Genomic DNA, 22,756 nt, shown 5'->3' with positions numbered 1-22,756 from the left:
AATATACCTTCACTTATAACAATACTCTTAATTAACTAGTTGAGACAAACTCCCTCTTTTAACGTATCAAATAAGCCAACAATAATTTTTGCGCTAAACACAAAAACGTAACATATAGTCCGACCTAAATTTGATTAAAGTAGCCTGTTAATAATTAGTATTTTTATTTAGTGGGACGCCAATGACAATTAAGACAATAAAAATAACGTTTTTACTTACTGCATTTCTCGCCTTAGGTTTTGGTAGTAGCTTTGCACAAGGCCATTCAGGAAACCAAACGGTAAATATTTGGCACAAACTTAGCCTAACGTTTGACGGTCCACAAACCAATGAACTTGCCACACCAAATCCGTTTAGCGACTTCAGGGCCGACGCAATTTTTATCAGCCCAAGCAATAAACGTTACCTTGTCCCTGGATTTTATGCCGCCGACGCAAACGCTCAAAATACCCATGCACAAGCTGGCAATAAATGGCAGGTTTTATTCTCTCCCAATGAAGTCGGAGTCTGGCGCTATTCAATGTCCTTTGTTACAGGCGAAAATATCGCAAGCCTACCTTTTACTACAAAACAAACGGCGCATTCTGATTCTGCAGGCTACTTTGACAAAAAACAGGGGCAGTTTACGGTTGTTAATTCAACAATAAAGCTTGATAACAAAGACTTTAGAACCAAAGGAAAGCTTGAATATGTTAACAAACCATTTTTGCAATTTAGCGGTAATCTCGAATTCTTTTTAAAGGCTGGTGCAAATAGCCCTGAAGTATTGCTTGGCTTTACTGGTTTTGATAACACCCCCACAGACCGTAACTATCAGGAGCATGTAAAACATTGGCAATCAGGCGACCCTATTTGGAACACGACTAACTCAACGGCAAAGGGGACAAAAACGGAATCTTCGAAAGGTATTATTGGATTAATAAACTTTCTTTCTTCATTTGACATAAATGCCTTTTATTTTTTAACCATGAACCATTTAGGTGACGGCAAACAAGTTTGGCCTTGGGTCGATAAAAGTGAGCCAACCCGTTATGACGTATCTAAATTAGCACAGTGGGACATTCTGTTTTCACATATGCAAAGCAAAGGAATAATGACCCACTTTGTCTTGACCGAAACCGAAAACGAATCACTTTTTGAATGGTTTGAAAGTCGATTAGAAAACGACTTTGCCATCTCCAGAAAAATCTATTACCGAGAATTATTTGCACGCTTTGGCTACCACTTAGCGACAACATGGAATATTGGTGAGGAAAACGGCTGGCAAGACCCAAGTGGCGATGACAAACAACAAAAAGCAAACACGACAAAACAACGCAAACAATTTGCCGATTATCTACAATCACTGACTTACTACCGTGAACATATCGTAATTCATAATGGCCCTTCGTTGGATTATCATATATACGATAAACAAGACGATAACATCCTAGGTTATAAATCATATACCGGCCCAAGTTTACAGGGCGAGCTTAAAACCAATACAACTTACAACGACGTTTTAAAGTATCGCCAATTGACACAAAATAGCGATCACCCTTGGGTTATTTCAATGGACGAAGCCTATATTAACCATCCCGCTAACGACATTGACCAATGGCGAAAAGACAACGTGTGGGCTACTTTTATGGCGGGCGGCGCTGGAATCGAGTTTTATTTGGGCGGTGGCGGCGATATATTTGTTCAAGATGTTGCACCTTTTAAAGACTTCTATCTCCAAATGACCAATGCTGCGGCATTTTTTAGAGAATTTGTACCGTTCGAAGATTTAACGCCATCGACTACATTGAGCCGGTCAGGCTGGGGATTAACTGATAATAAATCCTATTATTTACTCTATTTTAAACAAGCTAATCAAGCATCTGCGGCGCTACCACAAGGTTGTTACCAATTAGATTGGTTTAATCCCCGCAGCAATCAATACATTGCGGGTTCTCAAATATGTCGGGACTCCTCAGCTGAAAGCGCACTGCCCGCCCCACCTGACACACAAAATGACGACTGGGTATATATAATCAAAACAAATTTAAAATGAATTTAATGGCGTAATATTAGCCGGTCTGCGGTTACACATTGGCATTTGGAGATTGCAGACGTTTTCGCCCTAGCTTCGCAGGTTCTGCCCTGCGAGCCGCTTTTTGGTTGCACCCTCCCCCTTATTTAAAGTTTATATTATCGTCGACGGTAATGTGAGGCATAAGTATTGGCTAGATAGAGCCCTTTTACCTAGCTGTACTTCAAAACAGAGCGACTACAAGAGCCGCCTTGAGGTCAAAGACCGATCTTTCGATAAGATTCAGCCCCTTATTTTACAACTTCCGCAATTGCCTTAACGGCCGGTTTAGGATTTAGATTACGATCCCAAAGCAGTGGATAGTTTGTTCGGTTTGGAATGGGATAACCATTTTTCCAAGACATGCCATCATGCAATCCCCAAAAGGTAACTCGGTCTATCTTGTCACGTTTTTTATAGAACAGCTCAAACAGTGCTTTATAACGGGCGGTAAGTTGCGCTTCGATATCCTCAGGTAACCCCGCTTTGTATGGATCCAAAAAAGTTTCAAATTCTTCCAATTGAAACTGTGGTTTCATCATATCGACACCAATAATTTGGCCCTCTTTTGTCAAAGGTAAAACGTCAATATCTAGTTCGGTGATCATCACTTTAATGCCTAATGCTGAATAGGCGTCGATAGCGTCTTCAATATATTCCATTCGAGGAAAATTTAAGCCCCAATGCGCTTGTATGCCAACACCATCAATTCGAATGCCCTCTTTTTGCAACATTTTAACCATCCGCACAATGCCATCTCGTTTAGTGGGTCGCCAGGCATTAAAGTCATTGTAATAGAGTTCAGTATTGGGTGAATATTGTTGGGCATATTTAAACGCTGCTTTAACCATAGTATCGCCGTCGCCCACGCTATTAACCCAGGTTGTTGGGCGATAGGTACCATCGTCAGCGATAACTTCATTTACAACGTCCCATGCATCAACTTTGTCTCTATATCGCCCTGCAACTAATTCTATGTGTTTGCGCATTTGTTCTAGCTGTTGCTTTGGCGTGTTTGGTTCGTTATTACGGTTATGAAAAAACCAACTTGGTGTTTGGTTATGCCAGACTAACGTATGCCCAACGGTGAACATCTGGTATTTCTGCGCAAATTCGATAAATGCATCTGCACCACTAAAATCAACGTTATCGCGTGACGGGTAAATCGCTTCCGCTTTCATCGCATTTTCAAGCGTAACAGTATTAAATTGCTTAGTAATAATGGAATAGGCCGCCGCGTCTTTCCCGGTAACAATATCCTGATTTACCGCAACGCCCATTTTAAATGCATCGGCAAATGACGTCTTTAATTCGACTTCCTGATGAGCACTAACCGTAATTGGTTCAACCAGCAATAACATCGCAAAAGTCAGGCATTTATACATTGGTAAGCTCCGTATAATCATAATGATTTTTCAATAAAAAATAATCATACGATGAAAAGTGTGAATGTTATAGTCAGTAAGACTACTTACAGCAATAGTACAAAAAATAGTAATTGGAAAACAAAGAGAGATTACGATTGTGAGAAAAGCACTGCAAAAAAACTTAGCCACTGTTGCATTATTTCTAACGTTTTGCCAAGCCGCTATGGCCCATCCGACCATGGTAGCTAAAAATTGTGATGGTGATGGTCAATCTCCAATCCCCCATGGTTCAAAGGTTGAACTAATCAGTGATGATTTTTTGTTTCTAGAAGGGCCAACATGGTCAACTACGTCACAGGCGTTTTATTTTTCTGAAATGAATTTCTCAAGTTCCCAGGCACAGGGCCCAGACTCAACAATCTACAAACTGGTTTTACCTAATTCGGTTTCCACTTATTTAACCCACAGTGGCACCAATGGCTTATATGCCAAAGGCGCCAATTTATATAACCTGAATCATAACTCTCAATCGGTTTCTAAACTCAACATAAAGCACAAGTTAAACAACATCATTGCCGGGCAATTTAATCAATTAAATTTCAACTCACCAAATGATATGACGATGGATAGCAGGGGTAATATCTATTTTACTGATCCCAACTGGCAACTTGGCGATAGAACACAACAGCAGCCATACACTGGTGTTTATAAGATTGATGTCAATGGTAAAGTTAGCCTAATCGATGGCAGTTTAGATAAACCTAATGGTGTTGCGCTTTCGCCAGACCAAAAAACGCTCTATATCGGTGATTTTAGTAATCGAGTCAGTAAGTACGATATTAGTAGCAGTGGCGATGTTTCTAATCGCAGAGATTTTATTAAGGTCGCCTCACCAGACGGCATTAAAGTGGATTGTGCAGGAAACCTTTATGTCAGTAGCCACAATAAAGGCGTAATTAATATCTACTCACCCACTGGTAAATTCATCGACAAAATTGTTTTGGGCCAAAATGTCACTAACCTCGCTTTTGGTGGTAAAAATAACAAAACAATTCTTATCACGACGGCTAAAGGTTTGTTTTCCATGCAGGTAAATATTGCAGGATTAAGAAATTAGTTATGTCTTCTATTTATGTGTTGTATGAAAATGACCTGACCCGATTCATAGTTTTACCATGTAGAGTTGCAACGCCACAAAACATAAAATAACCGCAATACCAGAATCAAAAACTCGCCATCTCATTGGTGAGCTCAGCAATACTTTAAGCTTAGGTGAAAATAGCACCAAACTGCTAAACCAAATAACTGAGCCTACGCAGGCCCCAGCTGCAAATTGCGCTGGATTAGGTTGTAACGCACCAATACTTCCAAGTAAAAGCACGGTATCTAAATATACGTGGGGGTTTAAAAGGCTAATAGCCAACGCGGTAATCGCCGTATGCCACCAGCTCACTTTTATTGTGTTCGTTAACTTAAGACCTGAAGTGCCTTTAATTGCTCTTTGTGCCGAACCATAAGCAAGATAGAGCAACATTAAGATCCCACCCCACATTAACCAAGGTAAAATCCCGGGTAATACGAGCTTAATTTCATTCGCAGAATAAACACCTATAATAATCAAGCTTGCATCACAAGCGATACAGACAAAAGCAATCACCAATCGATTAGCGCCAGCCATACACTGACTCAATACCCAAATATTTTGTGCGCCTATGGCGATGATTAAACTGAGTCCCAGCATCATGCCAGATAAAAAAGACATCGTATTAAACCTCTATGATTATGCGTATTTAAATCTTTATAAATTTTAAATTAAGTCACTCATTTTTTGATGACACGAAGCGTAATCCCTGCTTAGATACAAATCCAATGAATAATAAAACTGGTACATGCATAAAACTCATGATTGATTATCAACTACTTCACGCACTTTCCGCTGTTGTAACCGAGGGTGGTTTTGAAAAAGCATCTAAAATTCTGTTTATTACGCAGTCAGCTGTTAGTCGACGCATTCACCAATTAGAATCAACACTTGGTGAGCCAGTTTTAATCCGTACCCAACCGCCTAAACCAACAGCCCTTGGCAAGCGACTGTTAAACCACTTACAACAAGTATTGCAATTAGAAGTCGCGTTAAGTATTCGTACATTTGATGAAAGCGCCCCACCGGATTTACCACTAACCGTTAAGTTAGCAGTTAATGCTGACTCGTTAGCAACCTGGCTACCGGATGCATTGGCGCTCCCCAAAAGCGATGCTAATAGTCATGGGCATTTTCGTTTTGAAATTATCTTAGAAGATCAATCTATCGGACTGAAACGTATGAAGGCTGGCGAGGTGATGGTGTGCATTTGTTCAACACCAGAGGCGGTAAACGGTGGTTTAGTCAGTTATTTAGGCGCGTTACGTTATCAAGTTATTGCAAGTCCTGCATTTGTTCAACGTCACAATGTGACATCTTCCAGTCAATTGGCGAACTTACCCTGTTTAGTGTTTGACGAGAATGACAAATTACAACATCAATTTCTGCAACAGCTTAATGGCTCGACACCAAAATATACGCATAATTTACCTTCTTCTGAAGGTTTCAAACAGGCCATGTTAGCGGGTTTAGGCTACGGTTTACTGCCAACCTTACAACTTGGAACGTCAATAGAAACTGGAGAGTTAGTCGATTTGGCCCCAGGCTATTTCATCGACACTCCGCTTTATTGGCATTACTGGCAAACAGAAAGCCCGCAATTAAAAGCTTTACGAGATTATGCGACACAAGTTGCTAAAAACACGTTGGAATAGATAGTTTAATCTTAATCAGTTTACTTTTATTTACTTCCATCGACTAAATAAGGGGCGTGTTCCCACTTTACTAGCCAAGCTAAAAATTCATTTTCAGGCATCGGTTTGGCGATGCCATAACCCTGCGCTAAATAACTGCCTAATGATAATAAAAGTTCACCATGTAAAGGGGTTTCTACCCCTTCAGCAATTACTTTAAGGTCAAATATTTTAGCTAATTCAATGATACCTTGAATAATTGCAGTATCGTCTTTATCAAATAACATGTCTCGTACAAAGGATTGGTCAATCTTTAAATATTTCGCAGGTAAGCGTTTCAAATAGGTCAATGATGAATAGCCTGTCCCAAAGTCGTCAATTGAAAAACGTACGCCTAACTTCTCACATTCTTTCATCACCTTTGAAACTAACTCAATATCTTTTAAAGCACTGCTTTCTAAAATTTCAAACTCTAAACTTTCTGCTTTAAATTGAGGATAGTTGCTAAGTTTTTTCTTCAAGTCATTAACAAATACAGAGTGCTGCAAATGCATTGGACTGATATTGACACTAATTGGAATATTGTGACCAGCGGCCTGCCAAGTTTGTAATTGTTTTAAGGCGGTATTAATAACCCATTTACCAATTTCAATATCCAAAATATCATGTTCGACGGCAGGTAAAAATGACGCTGGGGATAGTAATCCTTTTTCTGGGTGTTGCCACCTGATTAATGCTTCAACCCCAACAACGTCGGAGGTCCTAAGATCAATTTTTGGCTGATAGAAAAGTACAAACTCTTGGTTTTTTAATGCCTGTGCGATTCTATTTAATTCTTCATTTAAATGTTTAACTGCGACATCTCTTTCTACGTCAAAAATATAACTGCGGTTTTTACCTTCTTGTTTGGCAATGTACATTGCTTGGTCAGCGTGACGTAGCAGTTGATCAGGACTCGCATTATCTAATGGGTAAAACGTAACTCCAATGCTCGCAGAAGTTTTCAATAATTTATCACCAACAGGAATCGAGGACGATAATGATTCTAGCATTCTCGATATGACCAAGTTACTCTCAGAAGGCGATGTAAGGTCATCGATAACGGCCACAAACTCATCACCGCCAAAACGCGATAACGTATCCCCTTCACGCAATGTATGCTTTAACTGAGTTGCCACTTTTTTTAGTAATTCGTCTCCAGCATCATGACCCTGTGTGTCGTTAACAACTTTAAATCCATCTAAGTCAATAAACGCAATGGCAATGTATTTTTTATTTCTTATACATTTTGCCATAGCGTGCTCAAGCCTATCAGACAGTAAATTTCGATTAGGCAAGCCGGTAAGTTGGTCATAGTGGGCGGAAAGTTTTAATGCTGAATTGGCAACTGACAAATCACGATTACTTTTTTCCAATTTTCTCTGATTATTTTTTTGCTCAGTTATGTCTTGGAAAATACCGACAAGGCGCACAGGGACGCCGTCTTCCATTGACACCGTACATGTTGTTCTTACATCTATTTTTCTACCCTTTGTGGTATACGTCTCTAATTCGAGGTCATAGCCAACCCCTTTTTTTATTGCTTCATCAAGTGCTTTCGCGATTACTATTTTTGACTCTGGTAAAAAATAGTCGACGCCGGCATCAACTGTTGGGTTAAATTCGTCTGGGGTAGTTTCATGTATCCGATAGGTTTCTTCTGTCCAGAATAAATCACCGGTTTTTATATCTAACTCCCAACCACCTAGCTTGCCTATACGTTGGGATTCATTCAGCAACTGACTTGCTAAAATCATTCGCTCTTCGGCTTTTTTACGATCAGTAATATCCAGGTGGAAACCTATCATTCTTTTGGGATTACCATCTATATCCCATTCAACGAGTTTCCCTGAGGCTTGAACCCAAACATAATGACCCGATTTATGTTTCATTCGGGCTTCGACTTCATAAAACTCTAAGTCACCGTTAAAATGTTGAGTGATTAATTCGTTTGCTCTAATTAAATCATCAGGATGTAAATTGCTGGCCCATGTATCAAATTTAATTGGGTCCAACTCATCAAAACGATAACCAATAATTTCTGCCCACCGCTCATTGAACGTCAATTCGTCAGTTTGAATTTGCCAATCCCAAATTCCCACACCAGTAGCATTAATAATAAGTTCTAATCGTTCATGATCATTCTCTTGTCGATTATTTACTGGTGTCGTTTTATCACTCAAACTGTGTTCCTTATTTCGATTGGAGAATTAAATTCGGTTGAATGCATCTAAAGCGGGATTAACTTGGAGTATAGTCATTGATAGACAAAACAAGTTATATTAATTACGCCATGCAATACTAACTAATTAAGGAAGTTTGATGCAACAATTTGTCGTATTACTCAAAGGCGTTAATGTAGGTGGAAAAAACTTATTGCCAATGAAAGATTTTGTCGCACTTCTAATGTTGAGCAAATTTGAAAATGTATCGTCCTATATTCAAAGTGGCAATATTGTATTAAAAAGTAAAATCCCCCCTGCTGATGCAGTGCAGGCGACAATTGCAGAGCATTATGGTTTTTCGCCAGAGGTTTTTAGCTTAAATGAGGCGGAATTTACATCCGCTGTTGACGGTAACCCCTACGCAGAATTTGAAGGTAAATTTGTTCATTTTTATTTCTGTAAAAATGACATCAACTTAGTCACGGATAAGTTAACAAAATACCTTGCGGATTCTGAAAAATATACAGTCAAAGGTAATGTATTTTATTTACATGCGCCTAACGGTATTGGTCGCTCTAAACTCATTGCAAACATAGAGTCTTGTTTGGGCCAAACCGCAACCGGTAGGAATCTAAATACCATCAATAAACTGGGTATTATGTTGAACAACTTGGCAAATTAAACCAATTATAGATGATTAACCTACGATTCTGGCAAAACTCAATAGCAATGCTTGAGCGCTGGGGTGTTATTGTCTAAAATGGCGAAGCTTTTATTTAATCAGGTCAAATACATGAACGATACTAAATCACTACCGGAATTACCGGATCACCTTTCAGGTAATCCTCGCAGCCCATTTCATGTGGCAGAAATTTTCGAGCACGACATTGGTATTCGTCTAAATGGCAAAGAGCGTAACGATGTAGAAGAATATTGCATCAGCGAAGGCTGGGTAAAAGTGGCTTCTGCGAAAGCACTAGACCGCCGCGGACAACCACTACTAATCAAGATGAAAGGAACTGTTGAGGCCTTTTATAAATAACGGTTATGTCTTAGAGTTATCATTACAACTTTACTATAAAAAAGCGGAACTTATGAGTTCCGCTTTTTTGTATTAGATCCAAAATCAACACTGCTCGTTGATAATAATCCATAACGTTAGCTATTTAGATTAAATTAATTCATATGAACGATCAATCACATACCAAGCGGCAAACTTTAAGGTATACCAGCTAACTGAAAATAGCATATTACTATTGTTGAATTTCCAGTTACGCCAGTAAATATCTAGATTGCTAATTTAATATCTAAATTAAAACAACAGCATGGGTTAGCTTCTCTTGCTATTTTTTCCTGTGTCACTCACTGTTTTGCTCGTTATCTTATCGTCGCAATCTTCATTAGAATCTGGTTGTTGACAGGTATTAATTTTATTTTGTTCTTTTAAGTCATTTGTCAGTACTTGTTTTAGCACTTCCAGTCGCTGTTTAACGGCAACACCGTAACTATAATCATCCCCCCACACGTCCACTAACATTTTCATTGATTCGTTATCATGTTCAACAAAAATTCGTCCTGCACGTGCGGACATTTCCTGACTGTGACCTAGCAAGGTTAACGCCTCGACGCCTAGGCTTAATGCGGAGTCGAAGGTTTCACGTCGAAACGAAGTGACCCCTAATTTCATTAACTCATAAGCATGTCCACGGTCAATAGCGCGTGCGACAATCGCCAGGTTTGGATAATGTTTTTTAGCCATAGCGGCAATTTCTAAAATTTTATCTGCGTCATCTATTGCTATCACTAATAACTTTGCTTCAAGCGCTCCAGACGCCTCAAGCAGGTCTTTTCGGGCTGCGTCTCCGTAATGTACTTTATTAACAAAACGGCGAACCATCTCTATCTGGCTTGGGCTGTGATCAAGGATAGATAAGTGGTAACCCTGTGCTGTTAATAAACGACCAATGATTTGGCCAAAACGACCATATCCGGCAATAATGACACTTTTAGTGGCCTCTATGTGCTCAGGCTTATCATATTCAGCTTTGGAGGCTTTTGAGTTGTTCAGCTTCTTATCGTAAATCATCAGTAACAATGGGGCCATTAACATAGATATTGCGACAACTAAGGTCGCTAACTTAGTTTGTTCTGGATCCAATATTTGTAACGACGTGGTTAATGACAACAGAACAAAAGCAAATTCACCACCTTGAGCTAAGGCCAAGGTAAACAACAGCTTTTGTTTGCCTTGCATTTTAAAAATTACGGAGAGGAAAAATAACACCGTAGCTTTGAGAATTATGAGGGAAAGAACCAGCATTGCTACAGTGGAGAACTGTTCAAACAACAATGGAAAGTCAATTGACGCGCCAACGGTGATAAAAAACAACCCTAGCAACAGCCCCTTAAATGGTTCGATATCCACTTCCAGTTCGTGCCTAAATTCACTTTCGGCTAAAACGACACCCGCTAAAAATGTGCCTAATGCGGGAGATAGTCCAATTTTTTGCATTATATACGCAATGGCAATGACCAAAAACAACGCCATTACGGTAAACAGTTCTCGTAGTCGTGTTTCTGCTATATATCGAAATAAGGGCGTCGATACATACTTCCCCGCAAAAACAATACTCGCGATGACAGCAACTGAGATCATCACTTGCAGATAAACTGGGTAGTGCGCAATTAAGTTGCCGTGATCAGACACAGTGCCAATAGAATCGCTAAAGGCTAACAATGGAAATAGCGCTAGGATTGGGATGACCGCAATATCTTGAAATAACAATACAGAAAACGCGTTTTGACCGGCTTCTTGATTGGTCCAGCCTTTTTCATTCAAGCTTTGTATAACGATAGCGGTAGAAGACAAAGCTAACATCAAGCCGATGGCCAGAGCGGTTTGCCATTGTAACGAAAATACCCAATAGCAGGTCGCAAAAATAGCTAAACTTGTCAGCGTAACTTGCAGGCCCCCTAACCCAATAATGGAATGTCTCAGTTTCCACAACCTCGACGGTTGTAACTCCAAACCAACTAAAAACAACATCATAACAACGCCAAATTCAGCAAAGTGCATGACATCGGTTTGGTCACCAACAAGACCCAATAAAAACGGACCTATCAATATTCCAGCTAATAAATAGCCTAACACCGAGCCTAAACCTAAGCGTTTCGCTACAGGCACCGCTATAACAGCAGCCGCTAAATAGACGACAGCAAGCTCTAACATCGAGTTCTCCAAAAATAAAAATAACGCTAGCTAATACTTAGTAATAACTATACACCAATTGTCACTGCTCTTTGCAAACGAACAGGCTGACACGGCCTGCAAATTTGACTATGACTCGCGATAGTTTCTATTTTTCGACATGCGGCCAATCCCTGCGTTTAACGTATTTGTAGGATCGAGCATTCTGTAATTGTCAGCCAATGCAGGCTTTGCATGATAATGATGGCCGACATTGTGTTCAGCAGGATACTCAGCCCCTCGAATTTCGAGCAGTGCGAGTAACGCTTGTTTGATCTTCTTCGGGTCTTCACCGCTTCGTACCAAATAATCTTGGTGAAATACATGACACAAAAAGTGGCCGTAATATAACTTACTAACTAACTTGCTATTAAGGTGCTCAGGTAAAGTCTCAAACCAATCTGTATCATTACGCTTTAACGCGATATCGAGTGCGACGATATCTTCAACTTTTTTATGGTTAATCGCTGCATACTGAACCGCTGCACCCGCTGCGGCAAAACGCAGTAAATAAGCGGACTTCGCATCGGCCTCAGTGCAGAGAAAATAATCTAAATCGTATTCTGTTTTTATCTCATTTAACAATAATTCAGTTACGTCTTTTTCATCCCCTTTGACCGTTAATATCAGCTGATGTTCAAATTTGTCATTCCATTGATGAAGCGTTTTTGGCGTTTGGCTTGGGAACAGTTTGGCAATGCGATAGACAACTTTGTCGATAAAACCTTGCTTTAAAAACGGTATTCTACGGCAAAGTGCATCTAACTGTCGTTTGACATTAAAAAATTTAGGTAGCCAATTGGTTCCCAAATGTTTAATTAGCAATACAGTATCTCGGCCATAATTATCGGCCAATTCAAAGATATCCCGATGGAGGTATTCAGCGTAAACAGGAAGATTTGTCGCTTTTTCTAATAGGCTGGTTCTGACTTTTTGCAGTGCCTGAGTCGAATTAGTGCCCACATAAAACGTGTGCTCTTGCTCGTTTTTCAAAAACGTATCAACTCGTACGGCAAACACTGCAAGTTTACCGGCACAACCACTTGCTTGATGTAATCGTCGAGGGTCAGCATTAAAACGAGCGGGAGTATCATCGGTTGTTTTACGAACCCAGTCGGCATAATCGCGATCGGACGCTAACTTTTCAGTGGTCTTAATGTCATCCTGCGAATATGTTTTGTTTTGCAAATTAGTCAGTATTTCTTCAACGGTTTCGCCTAGCTCGATATCGAGTTCGTTAACGAGTCGCAATGAACCTGCTTCGTCTATTTGGGCGTATAACGCTAGTTCGGTATAAGCTGGGCCACGTTCGACTAATGCGCCACCAGAGTTGTTACATATACCACCGACAATTGATGCACCAATACACGATGACCCAATCACCGAATGTGGCACTCTTCCATATGGCGCAAGGGCTTTTTCTAGCGAAAATAAACTGGCCCCCGGTAAAGCGACGATCTGCTGTTCTTTGTCTAATACGTGGATATCGTTTATTTGTGTGGTGTTAATAATAACCGTGTTTCTATCACAACCTTGAGTGGGTGTAGACCCGCCAGTCAATCCGGTATTTGCCGCTTGCATCACCACAATGACATTGGCGTTAACGCAGGCTTCCAGCAATTGCCACTGCTGCCAAAGCGTGGTGGGTTTCACAACAGCTAAAGCAGGACCTTGCCCTTCACGAAAACCTTTTCTATATGGTGCTGTGGCACGTTCGCTGGTAAGTACATTGCGTGGCCCGACAATTTTTTTGAAACAGGCAATGAGAGACTGCTGTGGCATTTTTGAATAAACCTACTTTTTGATGTTAACAGAATGGGCTACCGTTAATAATAAAGACATGATAGAAATAACGGCAGCTAAATCACTATACCTAAAGAGTTATAGCTAAGTAACAAGAACTTAATTGACGGAAGTTTTAGGCTCACGTGAGCCAAACATCACCTTTCGTTGATTACTTCGAAGCCGTTCTTGCTCCATAATTTCCTGAGAATTAATATCAGCTAAAGGCTGCTGAGCCTTTCTAGACAAATCCCCGTCTGCGATAAGCGACAAATAGCGGGTACAACATACTCTTAAAAAAGAGGTAAAGTTGCTAATGTCGTGGTCGGCATCAAGGGACTCAAGGTACAACTTTGTTATCATTTGATTTACTGACATTTGATCGCGAAATGATAACTCTTCTAATATATCCCAAAAAAACTCCTCTAATCGAATTGAAGTAACAACCCCATCGATGCGAAGTGATTTGGTCCGATAAGTCCATAACTGGCTATCGGCGTTAATAAAAAGTCGACACATAAGTCCCCTTAAACACTTACAAAATTATAACAATGCCACAAACTGTTTTAACATGGCCGGATGAGCTGGCCAAGCTGGACCTGTGACTAACTTACCGTCGGTAATTGCGCCGTCCATTGATAATTCAATGTACTCTGCACCTGCCATGGTCATCTCTGGTTGACACGCCGGGTAAGCTGATACCTTTTTGCCTTCAATAACACCTGCTGCGCTGAGTAATTGTGGACCATGACATACTGCTGCAATGGGTTTGTCACTCGTTGCAAAATGACGAATTATTTCAATAACTTTTGGATTTAAGCGTAGGTACTCAGGAGCACGCCCCCCAGGTAAATATAATGCATCGAAATCGTCAACATTAACATCAGCAAATGTCGCATTTAACTCAAAATTGTGACCTCGTTTTTCAGTGTAGGTTTGATCACCTTCAAAATCATGAATTGACGTTGCAATCGTGTCACCTGCTTTTTTGCCAGGGCACACCGCTTCAACATCATGCCCCATTGCTAATAGCGCTTGAAAAGGAACCATGTTTTCATAATCTTCAACAAAGTCACCAGTGATCATTAGTACTTTAGCCATTTTTAAATCCTCATTTTATTATTAGAATCAAAAGGCATTAGCCAACCCTGCTGAAAATCGTTTAGCTCATGCCGTGTTTGCAAATCCAGTAAATCATATGAGGCAATTGTCAGGGTAATATGGGAATACTACTTTTCGAGAACACGCCTTAATCATTAGGCTTAAATTTAATACGGCTGTTAATAAACACCTTTAATTCTGGAGACTAAAAAGTCCACTGCGGCTTTTATCTTAGGCACTTGATGTCGTTGTTTTTGATACAGCAAAAAAACGCCAAAGTTAGTTTGCTGAGTCACTTTTACGGTTGGGGTAATTATCAATTCGGTTAACTGACCGGATTCAATATAATCCTTTAATACCCAGCGAGGTAACATCAAAATTCCACAGCCTTGCATGGCTTTTTCCACTAACCAGTTGCCACTGTTACTAATAAGGACTTGTTCTGCTGAGACGTCCTGCCACTGTTTTTCTATTTCACAAATCCAAGGTATTGGACCTGTGGGGCTTTTGAAAAATAGGCCTTTATGTTGTTTCAAATCCAATGCGTTCGTTGGTGTACCAAACTGCCGTAAGTAGTCGGGGGAAGCCACGATAATAAAATCATTGGCCATCAGTTTTACCGCCACCACATGCTCATCGGGGGCGTATCCGCCTCTAATGGCTAAATCGACATCTTCCCTCGATAACGTGGACACGTCATCACTTAGGCTGACATTTAACGTTATATCGGGATACAACTCACTAAACTCGTCTAGCAGTGGCAATAATATTCGCTCACCAAACCCGACCATTGAACTGATATTAAGCACGCCCATCGGATTAGCCTGATAACTTCGAACGGTTTCGTCGCTGTGGGCTAGTAGTTCTAGAACCTCACAGACCTGGTTGTAATATATTTGTCCTATCTCAGTTAAGCTTACGGCTCGTGTTGTCCGTTTTAAAAGTGTTGCACCTAGGCTTTGCTCCAAATCGGCAATTCGACGAGATAAGGACGAAGGCGGGACCGAAAACAAATCAGCCGCTTTACTAAAGCTGCCCTTCTCTACCACTTTCACAAAGTATTTTATTGCTCTTAACTTATCCATACATGTTCCAACTGATTTTTGTGAGTTATTTCTACTGCTGTCTTATATTGCTCATTTTATTATTGTTATAAAGACAATAAATATTGTCGTATTACACCATATATCTTACATCAAAATCATTGAATAATGACCTCAATGAAACATGACTAAAACAAATTTGAAGACAGGAAACAGACACATGACAACATATACTGCTATCAACTTAGTAAAACGCCCATCTGGTGGCCCGATTACCGCTGATCTTTTTGCTTCTGTTAAAAAGCAAATGCCGACAATTGGCGAAGGTCAATTTTTAGTTAAACAAAATCATATGTCTCTTGATCCCGCTATGTTTGGCTGGATGAGTCCAGACACCAATAGCTACATCCCACCGGTTGCATTAGGTGATGTAATGCGCAGTTCAGGTATTGGTGAAATTGTCGAAAGTAATCACCCAGACTTTAAGGTGGGTGAACGGGTTATGGGCATGATGGGCTGGCAAGAGTATTTTCTGAGTAATGGCCAAGGACTTAATAAAGTTGCGGCGCCACTGCCTGACGAAGCCATATTATCGATTTTTGCTTTACCTGGTTTGACGGCGACCCAGGGGTTATTTAATGTTGGTAAACCGCAAAAAGGTGAAACAATTGTGGTTACAGGCGCGGCCGGTTCGGTAGGAACGATTGTTGGCCAACTGGCAAAAGCTGAAGGTTTACGCGTGATTGGAGTAGTAGGCAGTGATGAGAAAGCGGACTGGATAGTTAATGAACTTGGTTTTGACGCGGCGATTAATTACAAAAGCGACAATTTAGATGATCAACTTGCCTCACATGCACCTGATGGTATCGATATCTTGTTTGAAAACACAGGCGGTCCTATTCAAAGTATGATTGTCGATCGTATGAACGCCCATGGCCGCGTTGTTGTATGTGGCCTAATTGCCGACTACAGTAAACAAGTACCAACACCTGGACCAAGCTGGATGAATGTAATTAAACGTCGTCTAACCATTCAAGGCTTTACCATGCCTGATCATTTTCATGAAATCCCAACCCTACTCGAAAAGTTAACGCCTTATGTTATGGCTGGGAAAATCAAACATAGATCCCATGTATTAGAAGGATTAGAGTCTGCTATAGACGGGTTAAACTTATTTTTCACTGGCGAAAACAAAGGCAAATTGTTAGTTAAGCTATAAGTGTAACTAACAAACGTGGCATACGTTTTTACATAAGTTGTTACAGACAAACATTAAAATAAATGGCACTTTTTTAGCAAAAGTGTCATTTTTGTAGTGGCTTTAACCCAAATATTATTTTTATTGGATTTAACATGAAAAAGTTACAAATCGATATCGTGTCAGATGTTATGTGCCCTTGGTGTATCGTTGGTTATAAAGGATTAGAAAACGCTCTTCAGCAGCTTGCGCCAAGTTTAGAAGCCGAGATCAGTTGGCTTCCCTTTGAACTCAATCCACAAATGCCAATTGAGGGTCAAGACTTAACCCAGCATATCATGGAAAAATATGGCATAACTAAGCAACAAAGTGATCAAAATAGAGACATGCTCACACAGCGTGGAAAAGACGTTGAATTTGATTTTAATTTCTCCGACCAATTACGCATGATCAACAGCTTTGATTTACATCGTCTGCTTACGTGGGCTAAAGATCAGGGTAAACAACATGAATTACAGCTGGCGTTATTTAGTGCACATTTCACCAACAACACGCCATTGAATATCAAAGAAAAGTTGTTAGAAATAGTTAAATCGGTGGATCTTGATGTCGCTACAGCGGAGAACATTTTAGACTCGGATCAGTATTCACAGAGGGTTAGAGCTGAACAGAAATTAAGTTTAGACCGTGGCATTCACTCGGTTCCGACATTTATTATTAACAATAAATATTCAGTTTCTGGTGGCCAGCCTGCCGCGTCATTCAAAAAGGTACTGCAAGAAATAGCACAGGAATTATAGTTCTGCCTGTAATTCAATTTAACAAGTACTCTCATTAAGAGAGTACTTAACTTTAAAGCAATTTTTGAATTGCAGACTCGATAGCTTCAGGCTTAGTCGCAGTTGCAAAACGAGAAACAACCTCACCTTCTTTATTAACCAAAAACTTAGTGAAGTTCCACTTAATCTTTTTAGTGCCTAAAATACCGCGTTTAGCCGATTTTAGATGCGTATAAAGCGGATGACAATCTGGGCCATTAACGTTAATTTTATCAAACATTTGGAACGACACGCCGTAATTGAGCTGACAAAATTCACTGATCTCAGTGCTGTCGCCTTTTTCCTGTTGTCCAAACTGGTTACAAGGAAATCCTAAGATCACTAAACCTTTATCTTGGTATTTATCAAACAACGTTTGCAAGCCTTCGTATTGATAAGTAAAACCACATTTGCTGGCGGTATTCACTATCAAAACAACTTTACCTTTATATTCGCTTAGCTCAATCTCTTTGCCTTGCAACGACGTCGCTTTAAAATCGTAAAAGTGGCTCATTTATTATCCTTTAACACTAAAATTGTCATTAACTCATTTAAGTTATAATTTCTGTTAACCTGAATTTGACCCACAGGATTCACGAACCACAAGTTGCGTTTTCATAAAGGTATTTGAAACTGGTTTGCCGTGGATCATTTCCACAAGTTTATCAACCAACAATTTACCGGCTTCCGTTGTATTTTGACGACATGTAGTAAGGGCTGGCGACGTATAACGTGCCATTGGAATGTCATCAAAACCAACAATTGCTATGTCTTCTGGTACTTTTAATCCACGTTCGTGGATGGCATTAATTGCGCCAGTTGCCAACAAATCACTCGCTACGACCAAGGCATCAAGCTTTTTGTTTTTATCAAGTAGTTTTAGCGTCGCTTCATATCCGTCTTCCGCCATATTCACCGCGTCAGCTTGCATCGCAGGATCGGCTTTAATACCAACTTTTTCTAACGCCGCCACATGTCCGCGATATCTGGCCATAAACTCAGGCGCACTTTCATTAATCGTTCCAACAAACCCAAAATGTTTACGGCCAAGACGCAGTAAATGATTCGTGATCTGTCTTCCGCCATGGTGGTTATCACAGCCGATTGAGGTCGTTTCAATACTTTCTGTTTCGGCCCCCCAACGTACAAAGGGAGTTCCATGTTCGACCAACTCTGTTAATTTCGACTCGTAATCTAGATAATCACCATAGCCAAGTAATATAAGGCCATCAGCTTTATTACTGTCTTTGAAAACCGAATGCCAATCAGCATTTAGCTCCTGAAAAGACACTAATAGATCATAACCTAATACTCCACACTCACGTGTGATACTGCCTAACATAGATAGGAAAAATGGGTTAATTAACGAGTCGTCGCTCGTAGGATCTTCAAATAACAAAAGTGCTAAGGTTGTACTGCTTTGAGAACGCAAACTGCTGGCGTTTTTATCAACCGTATAATTTAGTTCTTTGGCTATTTCTTGGATTTTTTGTCGTGTTGCTTCGCTCACTAACGGACTATGTCGAAGTGCTCTTGAAACTGTGGATTGAGAAACCCCAGCTCGATATGCGATGTCAAATGATGTGGCTTTACCTTTCACAAATGTTTTCACTTTGGTTACGGTATTTGACTCATACTAACCTTAGTTTCTACGTCTGTAAAATTTATTTTCTTTAATTTTTCAAGTGTTTAATAATCAATACATACGTATTCAAAGAAAGATTTCTAAGCGGATAATAACTTCAATGGGATTCTAAAGTCTCTTAAGAAAAATGCAACAACTTAACTTAAACTCGTTAATTTGTTGCAACAATGACAGCTAATTTGATGATCAAATTCAACTTATTTGCAATTTAACACCCACGATAACTAGGTCAAAAAATGTCATTTCCAATACTACTCTAAGGTAATAAATCGAAACTGAATTCCGGCTTTTTCTTCTAACCTTTTTAATCCTTCAGACTTTAGTGCTGAAGCAGGAGTTAAAAATCCAGTCCCCGAATCGACACGACTTGTCTCTAGTAATTCCATACTAATTTCTGTGATCATTTTACAGGTGCTGCCATAACCAGGATCGCCTTTACCAAATACCGTGAGTTCGACCCGCTTACCGGACTTCATTTTACCAATCAATCTAACATTAAAAAATCCCGCTTTAATGACATCGTCGTTTGGCCCTTCGCCTGGTTTAGGTAACATAAACGACTTTAATATTTGGCGAGTTGGGCCAAATGAGGCCATCAACATAAATCCTGCAAGGCCAAATGTGGTCATTGTGGATTTTATTAGCCCCTTAATTCCAGTGCCCATAAACATCGACTCATCATACAAAAATGATTTGCCCCATTTAAATTGCATCAAATAATGAGTTCGATGGACTACCTTGGTATTAATACTCGCCATCACAAACGGCGCTAAAAACCCTTTCCCCGGACGGTTTAATGCAATGCCAGATACACTTTTTTGAAACGGTAAACCTTCAGGTTGATCCAATATTAAGGCATAAGGTGTTTTGAATTTGCGAGCATCGGCTTTATTTGCTTTGATCGACTCTATAGCATTTAGCAGACTAGCGTAAGTGCCACCGCTAATGCCGCCCTTCGATTTACGGAATTGATAGCGAATTTCTGTACACGGTTCTTTAAACAACTTTAAACATTTACTTTGAAGATAATAGACCCCCATATCAGAAGGGACAGAGTCAAAACCACAACAATGAATAATACGCGCTTTGTTAGCTTTAGCGACCGCTTCATATTTTTCTAACATGTGTCTAATCCACTGTGGTTCACCGGTTAAATCGCAATAATCGCGGCCTAACTCTGCGCACGCTCGTACCATATTTTCACCATATAGGGCATAAGGTCCGACAGTGGATATCACCAATTTTGTTTGTTTGACCAAATCAAAAATAAAGGACTCGTCACCCGCATCACCCACAAGTAAGTCTGCGTTATATTTAAGTTTGGTTTTTAATGCTCGTAGCTTTTTAATGTCACGACCGGCAAAAGCGATGCGCCCTTTTAAGTGTTCGCCATACTTATTAACCATCCGCTCTGCAACTAATTGACCAACAAAGCTTGTCGCGCCCCAAATAACTAGATCATATTTCACAATAAATCTCTCAAAGCTAATCCACGTAGGATATTAATTTAAACCAATTAACTTGATAGTAAACGCAATTTTGCGACTCTACTACTGTTTATTGACCGCTCGTGTATGCTTCAACTAACCAGTTGAATAGTTTACATTACAACTTTATTTTTGAGGATAAACCTGTGCCAAATTCAAAACTAAAGATAGCACCACATTTAGCTCAATTGAAGCTGCTATTAGACGACTCAAGCATCGTCCATGCTGAACAACTGCAGTCACTTTGGAGTGGTTATGGCGAAGTCGCACGCTATAAAAGTCTCGATTCAGGCGCCTCATTTATTGTGAAAAATATTGATTTGTCACCGGCCAAAAGTCATCCACGAGGCTGGAATTCAAACATCGGGCACCAGCGTAAATTGCGGTCATACCAAGTTGAAACAAGCTTCTATCAAGCTTATGCAGCCCACACTGACAAACATTGTTACGTTCCTCAGCTAATTGCCCAACAACGCAATGAATCATCAATACTATTGGTCTTAGAAGATTTAGATGCGTTAGGTTACAACCAAAGACTGGAAGTCGCACAGTGGCATACCTTCAAAATCGCGATACGTTGGCTTGCTTATTTTCATGGCAAATTTATGTTTTCAACAGCTGAGTCACTCTGGCCCATTGGTACTTATTGGCATTATCAAACACGGCAAGATGAATACAATAAAATGGCGCCGAGCCCTTTGAAAGAGCACGCACAAGAGATAGATGAAGTGCTGAATAAGAGTCAATTTAAAACGTTGTTACACGGTGACGCAAAATTTCAAAACTTGTGTTTTCATCAAAATAACCTAGATGTTGCCGCTGTCGACTTTCAATATGTCGGACTCGGGCATGGTGTAAAGGACTTAACATGTTTAGCGGCTAGCTGTTTAAACAATCAACAACTTTTTGAATATGACGACTTAATATTAATGGAATATTTGACGTCGCTAAAATCGGCATTAAATTACTATCAACATTCGCTGGACTTTGAACAACTCTCTGAAGAATACCAGCAGCTCTATCCTTTGGCATGGGCTGACATATATCGGTTTTTGCTCGGATGGAACCCACAAAGTATTAAGATCAGTGATTACATGATCCAAAAAGCGGATCTGGGGTTAAATCAAATCCGCTTTTTATAATCTTATCGCGTGATTAATTGGCGCGATTAGTACTAAACGTTTCTTTCATTTGCTCGGCAAATGCCAAAAACTTTTCTTTAATTGTACGTTTCACTTTAATTTCTAACGAACCGATAATCGACTTACCGACTATGGTTATAGTTGGAGCTTGACGATTTGCTAGTGAAGGAGATTTATTTTCAATACTGCTGATAACACCATAGGTTTGGCAAACTACATTGACATTTTCAGGCACATAAATTTCATCGCTAGCCAGTACACTAAAAATCTCTACAGTGACATTCTGATGATGGAAAATAGCGTCGGTGAAATCTAAAGTAACTGAGCCTATGACGTTTAAAATTTTAATGCGCTTAGGCACGCGCCACTGGCCACTTCGCTCGGCTGAACCTAATATGCTATTTAACGTTAGCACTTCATCGTCAGTTGTTTCAGCATAATTTGGGGTAAACTGCTTTTCCTTCGATGTTTCGTACTTTTGGTCAATATCCATTTCTAAATCAACCACTAGCGCTAACATCTCGCTATGAACCTCAGAGGTCATGAGTTGGTCAAGTCTTCGTTCAAATGCATCTGATGAGATCACACCATGGCTATAGTTAATGATCAATTTGTCAATACATTCTTCTCGTACTTGCTCAATTGGGCGGTCTTCCAATTTTACACTCATGATGTTATCCCCTTTATTCTTTTTTGGTCAATTTGAGTCGACTTAATTTATTGTAAAAGCCTAACTTTGGTTTAGCGAGTAATTACAGCAATATTTTCATTACTTTGTTACTGCGCCTTTTGTCGCTAAAGAAGAGCAAGTTGCAAACCAACTTTAATTTCCTTTAAAAACAAACAGATAAGAAAAACAAAGAAACCAAACGTGTCAAGTGACGTCAAAATGTC

At 39.9% G+C, this 22,756-nt stretch carries 20 protein-coding genes; 8 read left to right on the top strand and 12 right to left on the bottom strand.

Annotation, left to right across the window (positions count from 1 at the left end; genetic code table 11):
• Positions 1 to 181: 181 nt before the first annotated feature.
• Complete coding sequence (locus tag Q4575_RS08640; protein ID WP_215965144.1) at positions 182 to 2,035, top strand: DUF5060 domain-containing protein; 1,854 nt, start codon at positions 182 to 184, stop codon at positions 2,033 to 2,035.
• A 269-nt stretch (positions 2,036 to 2,304) separates the two neighbouring features.
• Here the strand turns inward: Q4575_RS08640 and Q4575_RS08635 are convergent, their stop codons facing one another.
• Positions 2,305 to 3,438 (bottom strand): endo-1,4-beta-xylanase, encoded by a 1,134-nt coding sequence (locus Q4575_RS08635; RefSeq protein ID WP_303522379.1) that lies wholly within the window; start codon positions 3,436 to 3,438, stop codon positions 2,305 to 2,307.
• Between the two features lie 139 nt (positions 3,439 to 3,577).
• Here Q4575_RS08635 and Q4575_RS08630 point away from each other — a divergent pair, with 139 nt between their 5' ends.
• The gene (locus tag Q4575_RS08630; protein WP_303522377.1) at positions 3,578 to 4,537 is read left to right on the top strand and encodes an SMP-30/gluconolactonase/LRE family protein; all 960 of its coding nucleotides are present in this window, start codon (positions 3,578 to 3,580) and stop codon (positions 4,535 to 4,537) included.
• A 45-nt stretch (positions 4,538 to 4,582) separates the two neighbouring features.
• On the opposite strand, the gene Q4575_RS08625 is transcribed toward Q4575_RS08630, so the two are convergent.
• On the bottom strand, positions 4,583 to 5,182 hold the full coding sequence (locus Q4575_RS08625; RefSeq protein ID WP_303522375.1) for a LysE/ArgO family amino acid transporter: 600 nt from the start codon (positions 5,180 to 5,182) through the stop codon (positions 4,583 to 4,585).
• 107 nt (positions 5,183 to 5,289) lie between these two features.
• Here Q4575_RS08625 and Q4575_RS08620 point away from each other — a divergent pair, with 107 nt between their 5' ends.
• Positions 5,290 to 6,216, top strand: a complete 927-nt coding sequence (locus Q4575_RS08620; RefSeq protein ID WP_303522373.1) for a LysR family transcriptional regulator ArgP — start codon at positions 5,290 to 5,292, stop codon at positions 6,214 to 6,216.
• Positions 6,217 to 6,242: 26 nt separating this feature from the next.
• Here Q4575_RS08620 and Q4575_RS08615 read toward each other — a convergent pair whose 3' ends face one another.
• A complete protein-coding gene (locus Q4575_RS08615) occupies positions 6,243 to 8,417 on the bottom strand; it encodes a bifunctional diguanylate cyclase/phosphodiesterase (protein WP_303522371.1) in 2,175 nt (724 codons plus the stop codon).
• 139 nt (positions 8,418 to 8,556) lie between these two features.
• Between Q4575_RS08615 and Q4575_RS08610 the strand changes: the two genes are divergently transcribed.
• Together Q4575_RS08610 and Q4575_RS08605 are read left to right on the top strand one after the other, a co-directional pair.
• On the top strand, positions 8,557 to 9,081 hold the full coding sequence (locus Q4575_RS08610) for a DUF1697 domain-containing protein (RefSeq protein WP_303522369.1): 525 nt from the start codon (positions 8,557 to 8,559) through the stop codon (positions 9,079 to 9,081).
• A gap of 111 nt (positions 9,082 to 9,192) precedes the next feature.
• Entirely contained in the window at positions 9,193 to 9,441 is a 249-nt protein-coding gene (locus tag Q4575_RS08605; protein ID WP_215965150.1) for a DUF3297 family protein, read from the top strand.
• Between the two features lie 288 nt (positions 9,442 to 9,729).
• Here the strand turns inward: Q4575_RS08605 and Q4575_RS08600 are convergent, their stop codons facing one another.
• The 5 genes from Q4575_RS08600 to Q4575_RS08580 form a co-directional block, all read right to left on the bottom strand.
• A complete protein-coding gene (locus Q4575_RS08600; RefSeq protein WP_303522367.1) occupies positions 9,730 to 11,628 on the bottom strand; it encodes a monovalent cation:proton antiporter-2 (CPA2) family protein in 1,899 nt (632 codons plus the stop codon).
• Between the two features lie 108 nt (positions 11,629 to 11,736).
• Positions 11,737 to 13,428, bottom strand: a complete 1,692-nt coding sequence (gene dld / locus Q4575_RS08595; protein WP_303522365.1) for a D-lactate dehydrogenase — start codon at positions 13,426 to 13,428, stop codon at positions 11,737 to 11,739.
• 120 nt (positions 13,429 to 13,548) lie between these two features.
• Positions 13,549 to 13,947, bottom strand: coding sequence for a ribbon-helix-helix domain-containing protein (locus Q4575_RS08590; protein ID WP_215965493.1), 399 nt, complete (start codon positions 13,945 to 13,947; stop codon positions 13,549 to 13,551).
• A 24-nt stretch (positions 13,948 to 13,971) separates the two neighbouring features.
• Positions 13,972 to 14,529 carry a DJ-1/PfpI family protein gene (locus tag Q4575_RS08585; RefSeq protein ID WP_215965492.1) on the bottom strand — a complete coding sequence of 186 codons (558 nt, stop codon included), beginning with the start codon at positions 14,527 to 14,529 and terminating at the stop codon, positions 13,972 to 13,974.
• Positions 14,530 to 14,708: 179 nt separating this feature from the next.
• On the bottom strand, positions 14,709 to 15,614 hold the full coding sequence (locus tag Q4575_RS08580; RefSeq protein WP_303522362.1) for a LysR family transcriptional regulator: 906 nt from the start codon (positions 15,612 to 15,614) through the stop codon (positions 14,709 to 14,711).
• A gap of 178 nt (positions 15,615 to 15,792) precedes the next feature.
• Between Q4575_RS08580 and Q4575_RS08575 the strand changes: the two genes are divergently transcribed.
• Together Q4575_RS08575 and Q4575_RS08570 are read left to right on the top strand one after the other, a co-directional pair.
• Positions 15,793 to 16,791, top strand: coding sequence for an NADP-dependent oxidoreductase (locus Q4575_RS08575; RefSeq protein WP_303522360.1), 999 nt, complete (start codon positions 15,793 to 15,795; stop codon positions 16,789 to 16,791).
• Between the two features lie 134 nt (positions 16,792 to 16,925).
• Positions 16,926 to 17,570: a DsbA family oxidoreductase gene (locus Q4575_RS08570; protein WP_303522358.1), complete on the top strand. Its 645-nt coding sequence runs from the start codon at positions 16,926 to 16,928 to the stop codon at positions 17,568 to 17,570.
• A gap of 52 nt (positions 17,571 to 17,622) precedes the next feature.
• On the opposite strand, the gene Q4575_RS08565 is transcribed toward Q4575_RS08570, so the two are convergent.
• The 3 genes from Q4575_RS08565 to Q4575_RS08555 all read right to left on the bottom strand — a co-directional run bounded on the left by Q4575_RS08565 (position 17,623) and on the right by Q4575_RS08555 (position 20,702).
• Entirely contained in the window at positions 17,623 to 18,102 is a 480-nt protein-coding gene (locus tag Q4575_RS08565) for a glutathione peroxidase (RefSeq protein WP_215965488.1), read from the bottom strand.
• 54 nt (positions 18,103 to 18,156) lie between these two features.
• Positions 18,157 to 19,188: a LacI family DNA-binding transcriptional regulator gene (locus Q4575_RS08560; RefSeq protein ID WP_215965487.1), complete on the bottom strand. Its 1,032-nt coding sequence runs from the start codon at positions 19,186 to 19,188 to the stop codon at positions 18,157 to 18,159.
• 296 nt (positions 19,189 to 19,484) lie between these two features.
• Positions 19,485 to 20,702, bottom strand: coding sequence for a trans-acting enoyl reductase family protein (locus Q4575_RS08555; protein WP_215965486.1), 1,218 nt, complete (start codon positions 20,700 to 20,702; stop codon positions 19,485 to 19,487).
• A gap of 164 nt (positions 20,703 to 20,866) precedes the next feature.
• On the opposite strand from Q4575_RS08555, the gene Q4575_RS08550 reads away from it, so the two are divergent.
• Complete coding sequence (locus tag Q4575_RS08550) at positions 20,867 to 21,862, top strand: oxidoreductase family protein (protein WP_303522354.1); 996 nt, start codon at positions 20,867 to 20,869, stop codon at positions 21,860 to 21,862.
• 13 nt (positions 21,863 to 21,875) lie between these two features.
• Here Q4575_RS08550 and Q4575_RS08545 read toward each other — a convergent pair whose 3' ends face one another.
• Complete coding sequence (locus Q4575_RS08545) at positions 21,876 to 22,532, bottom strand: LiaF domain-containing protein (protein WP_215965484.1); 657 nt, start codon at positions 22,530 to 22,532, stop codon at positions 21,876 to 21,878.
• Positions 22,533 to 22,756 lie beyond the last annotated feature (224 nt).

Source organism: Psychrosphaera sp. 1_MG-2023 (assembly GCF_030548245.1).
Taxonomy (GTDB): Bacteria; Pseudomonadota; Gammaproteobacteria; order Enterobacterales; family Alteromonadaceae; genus Psychrosphaera; species Psychrosphaera algicola.
Note: the sequence above shows the minus strand (reverse complement) of the source record. Positions and strands in the feature narration are given on the sequence as shown.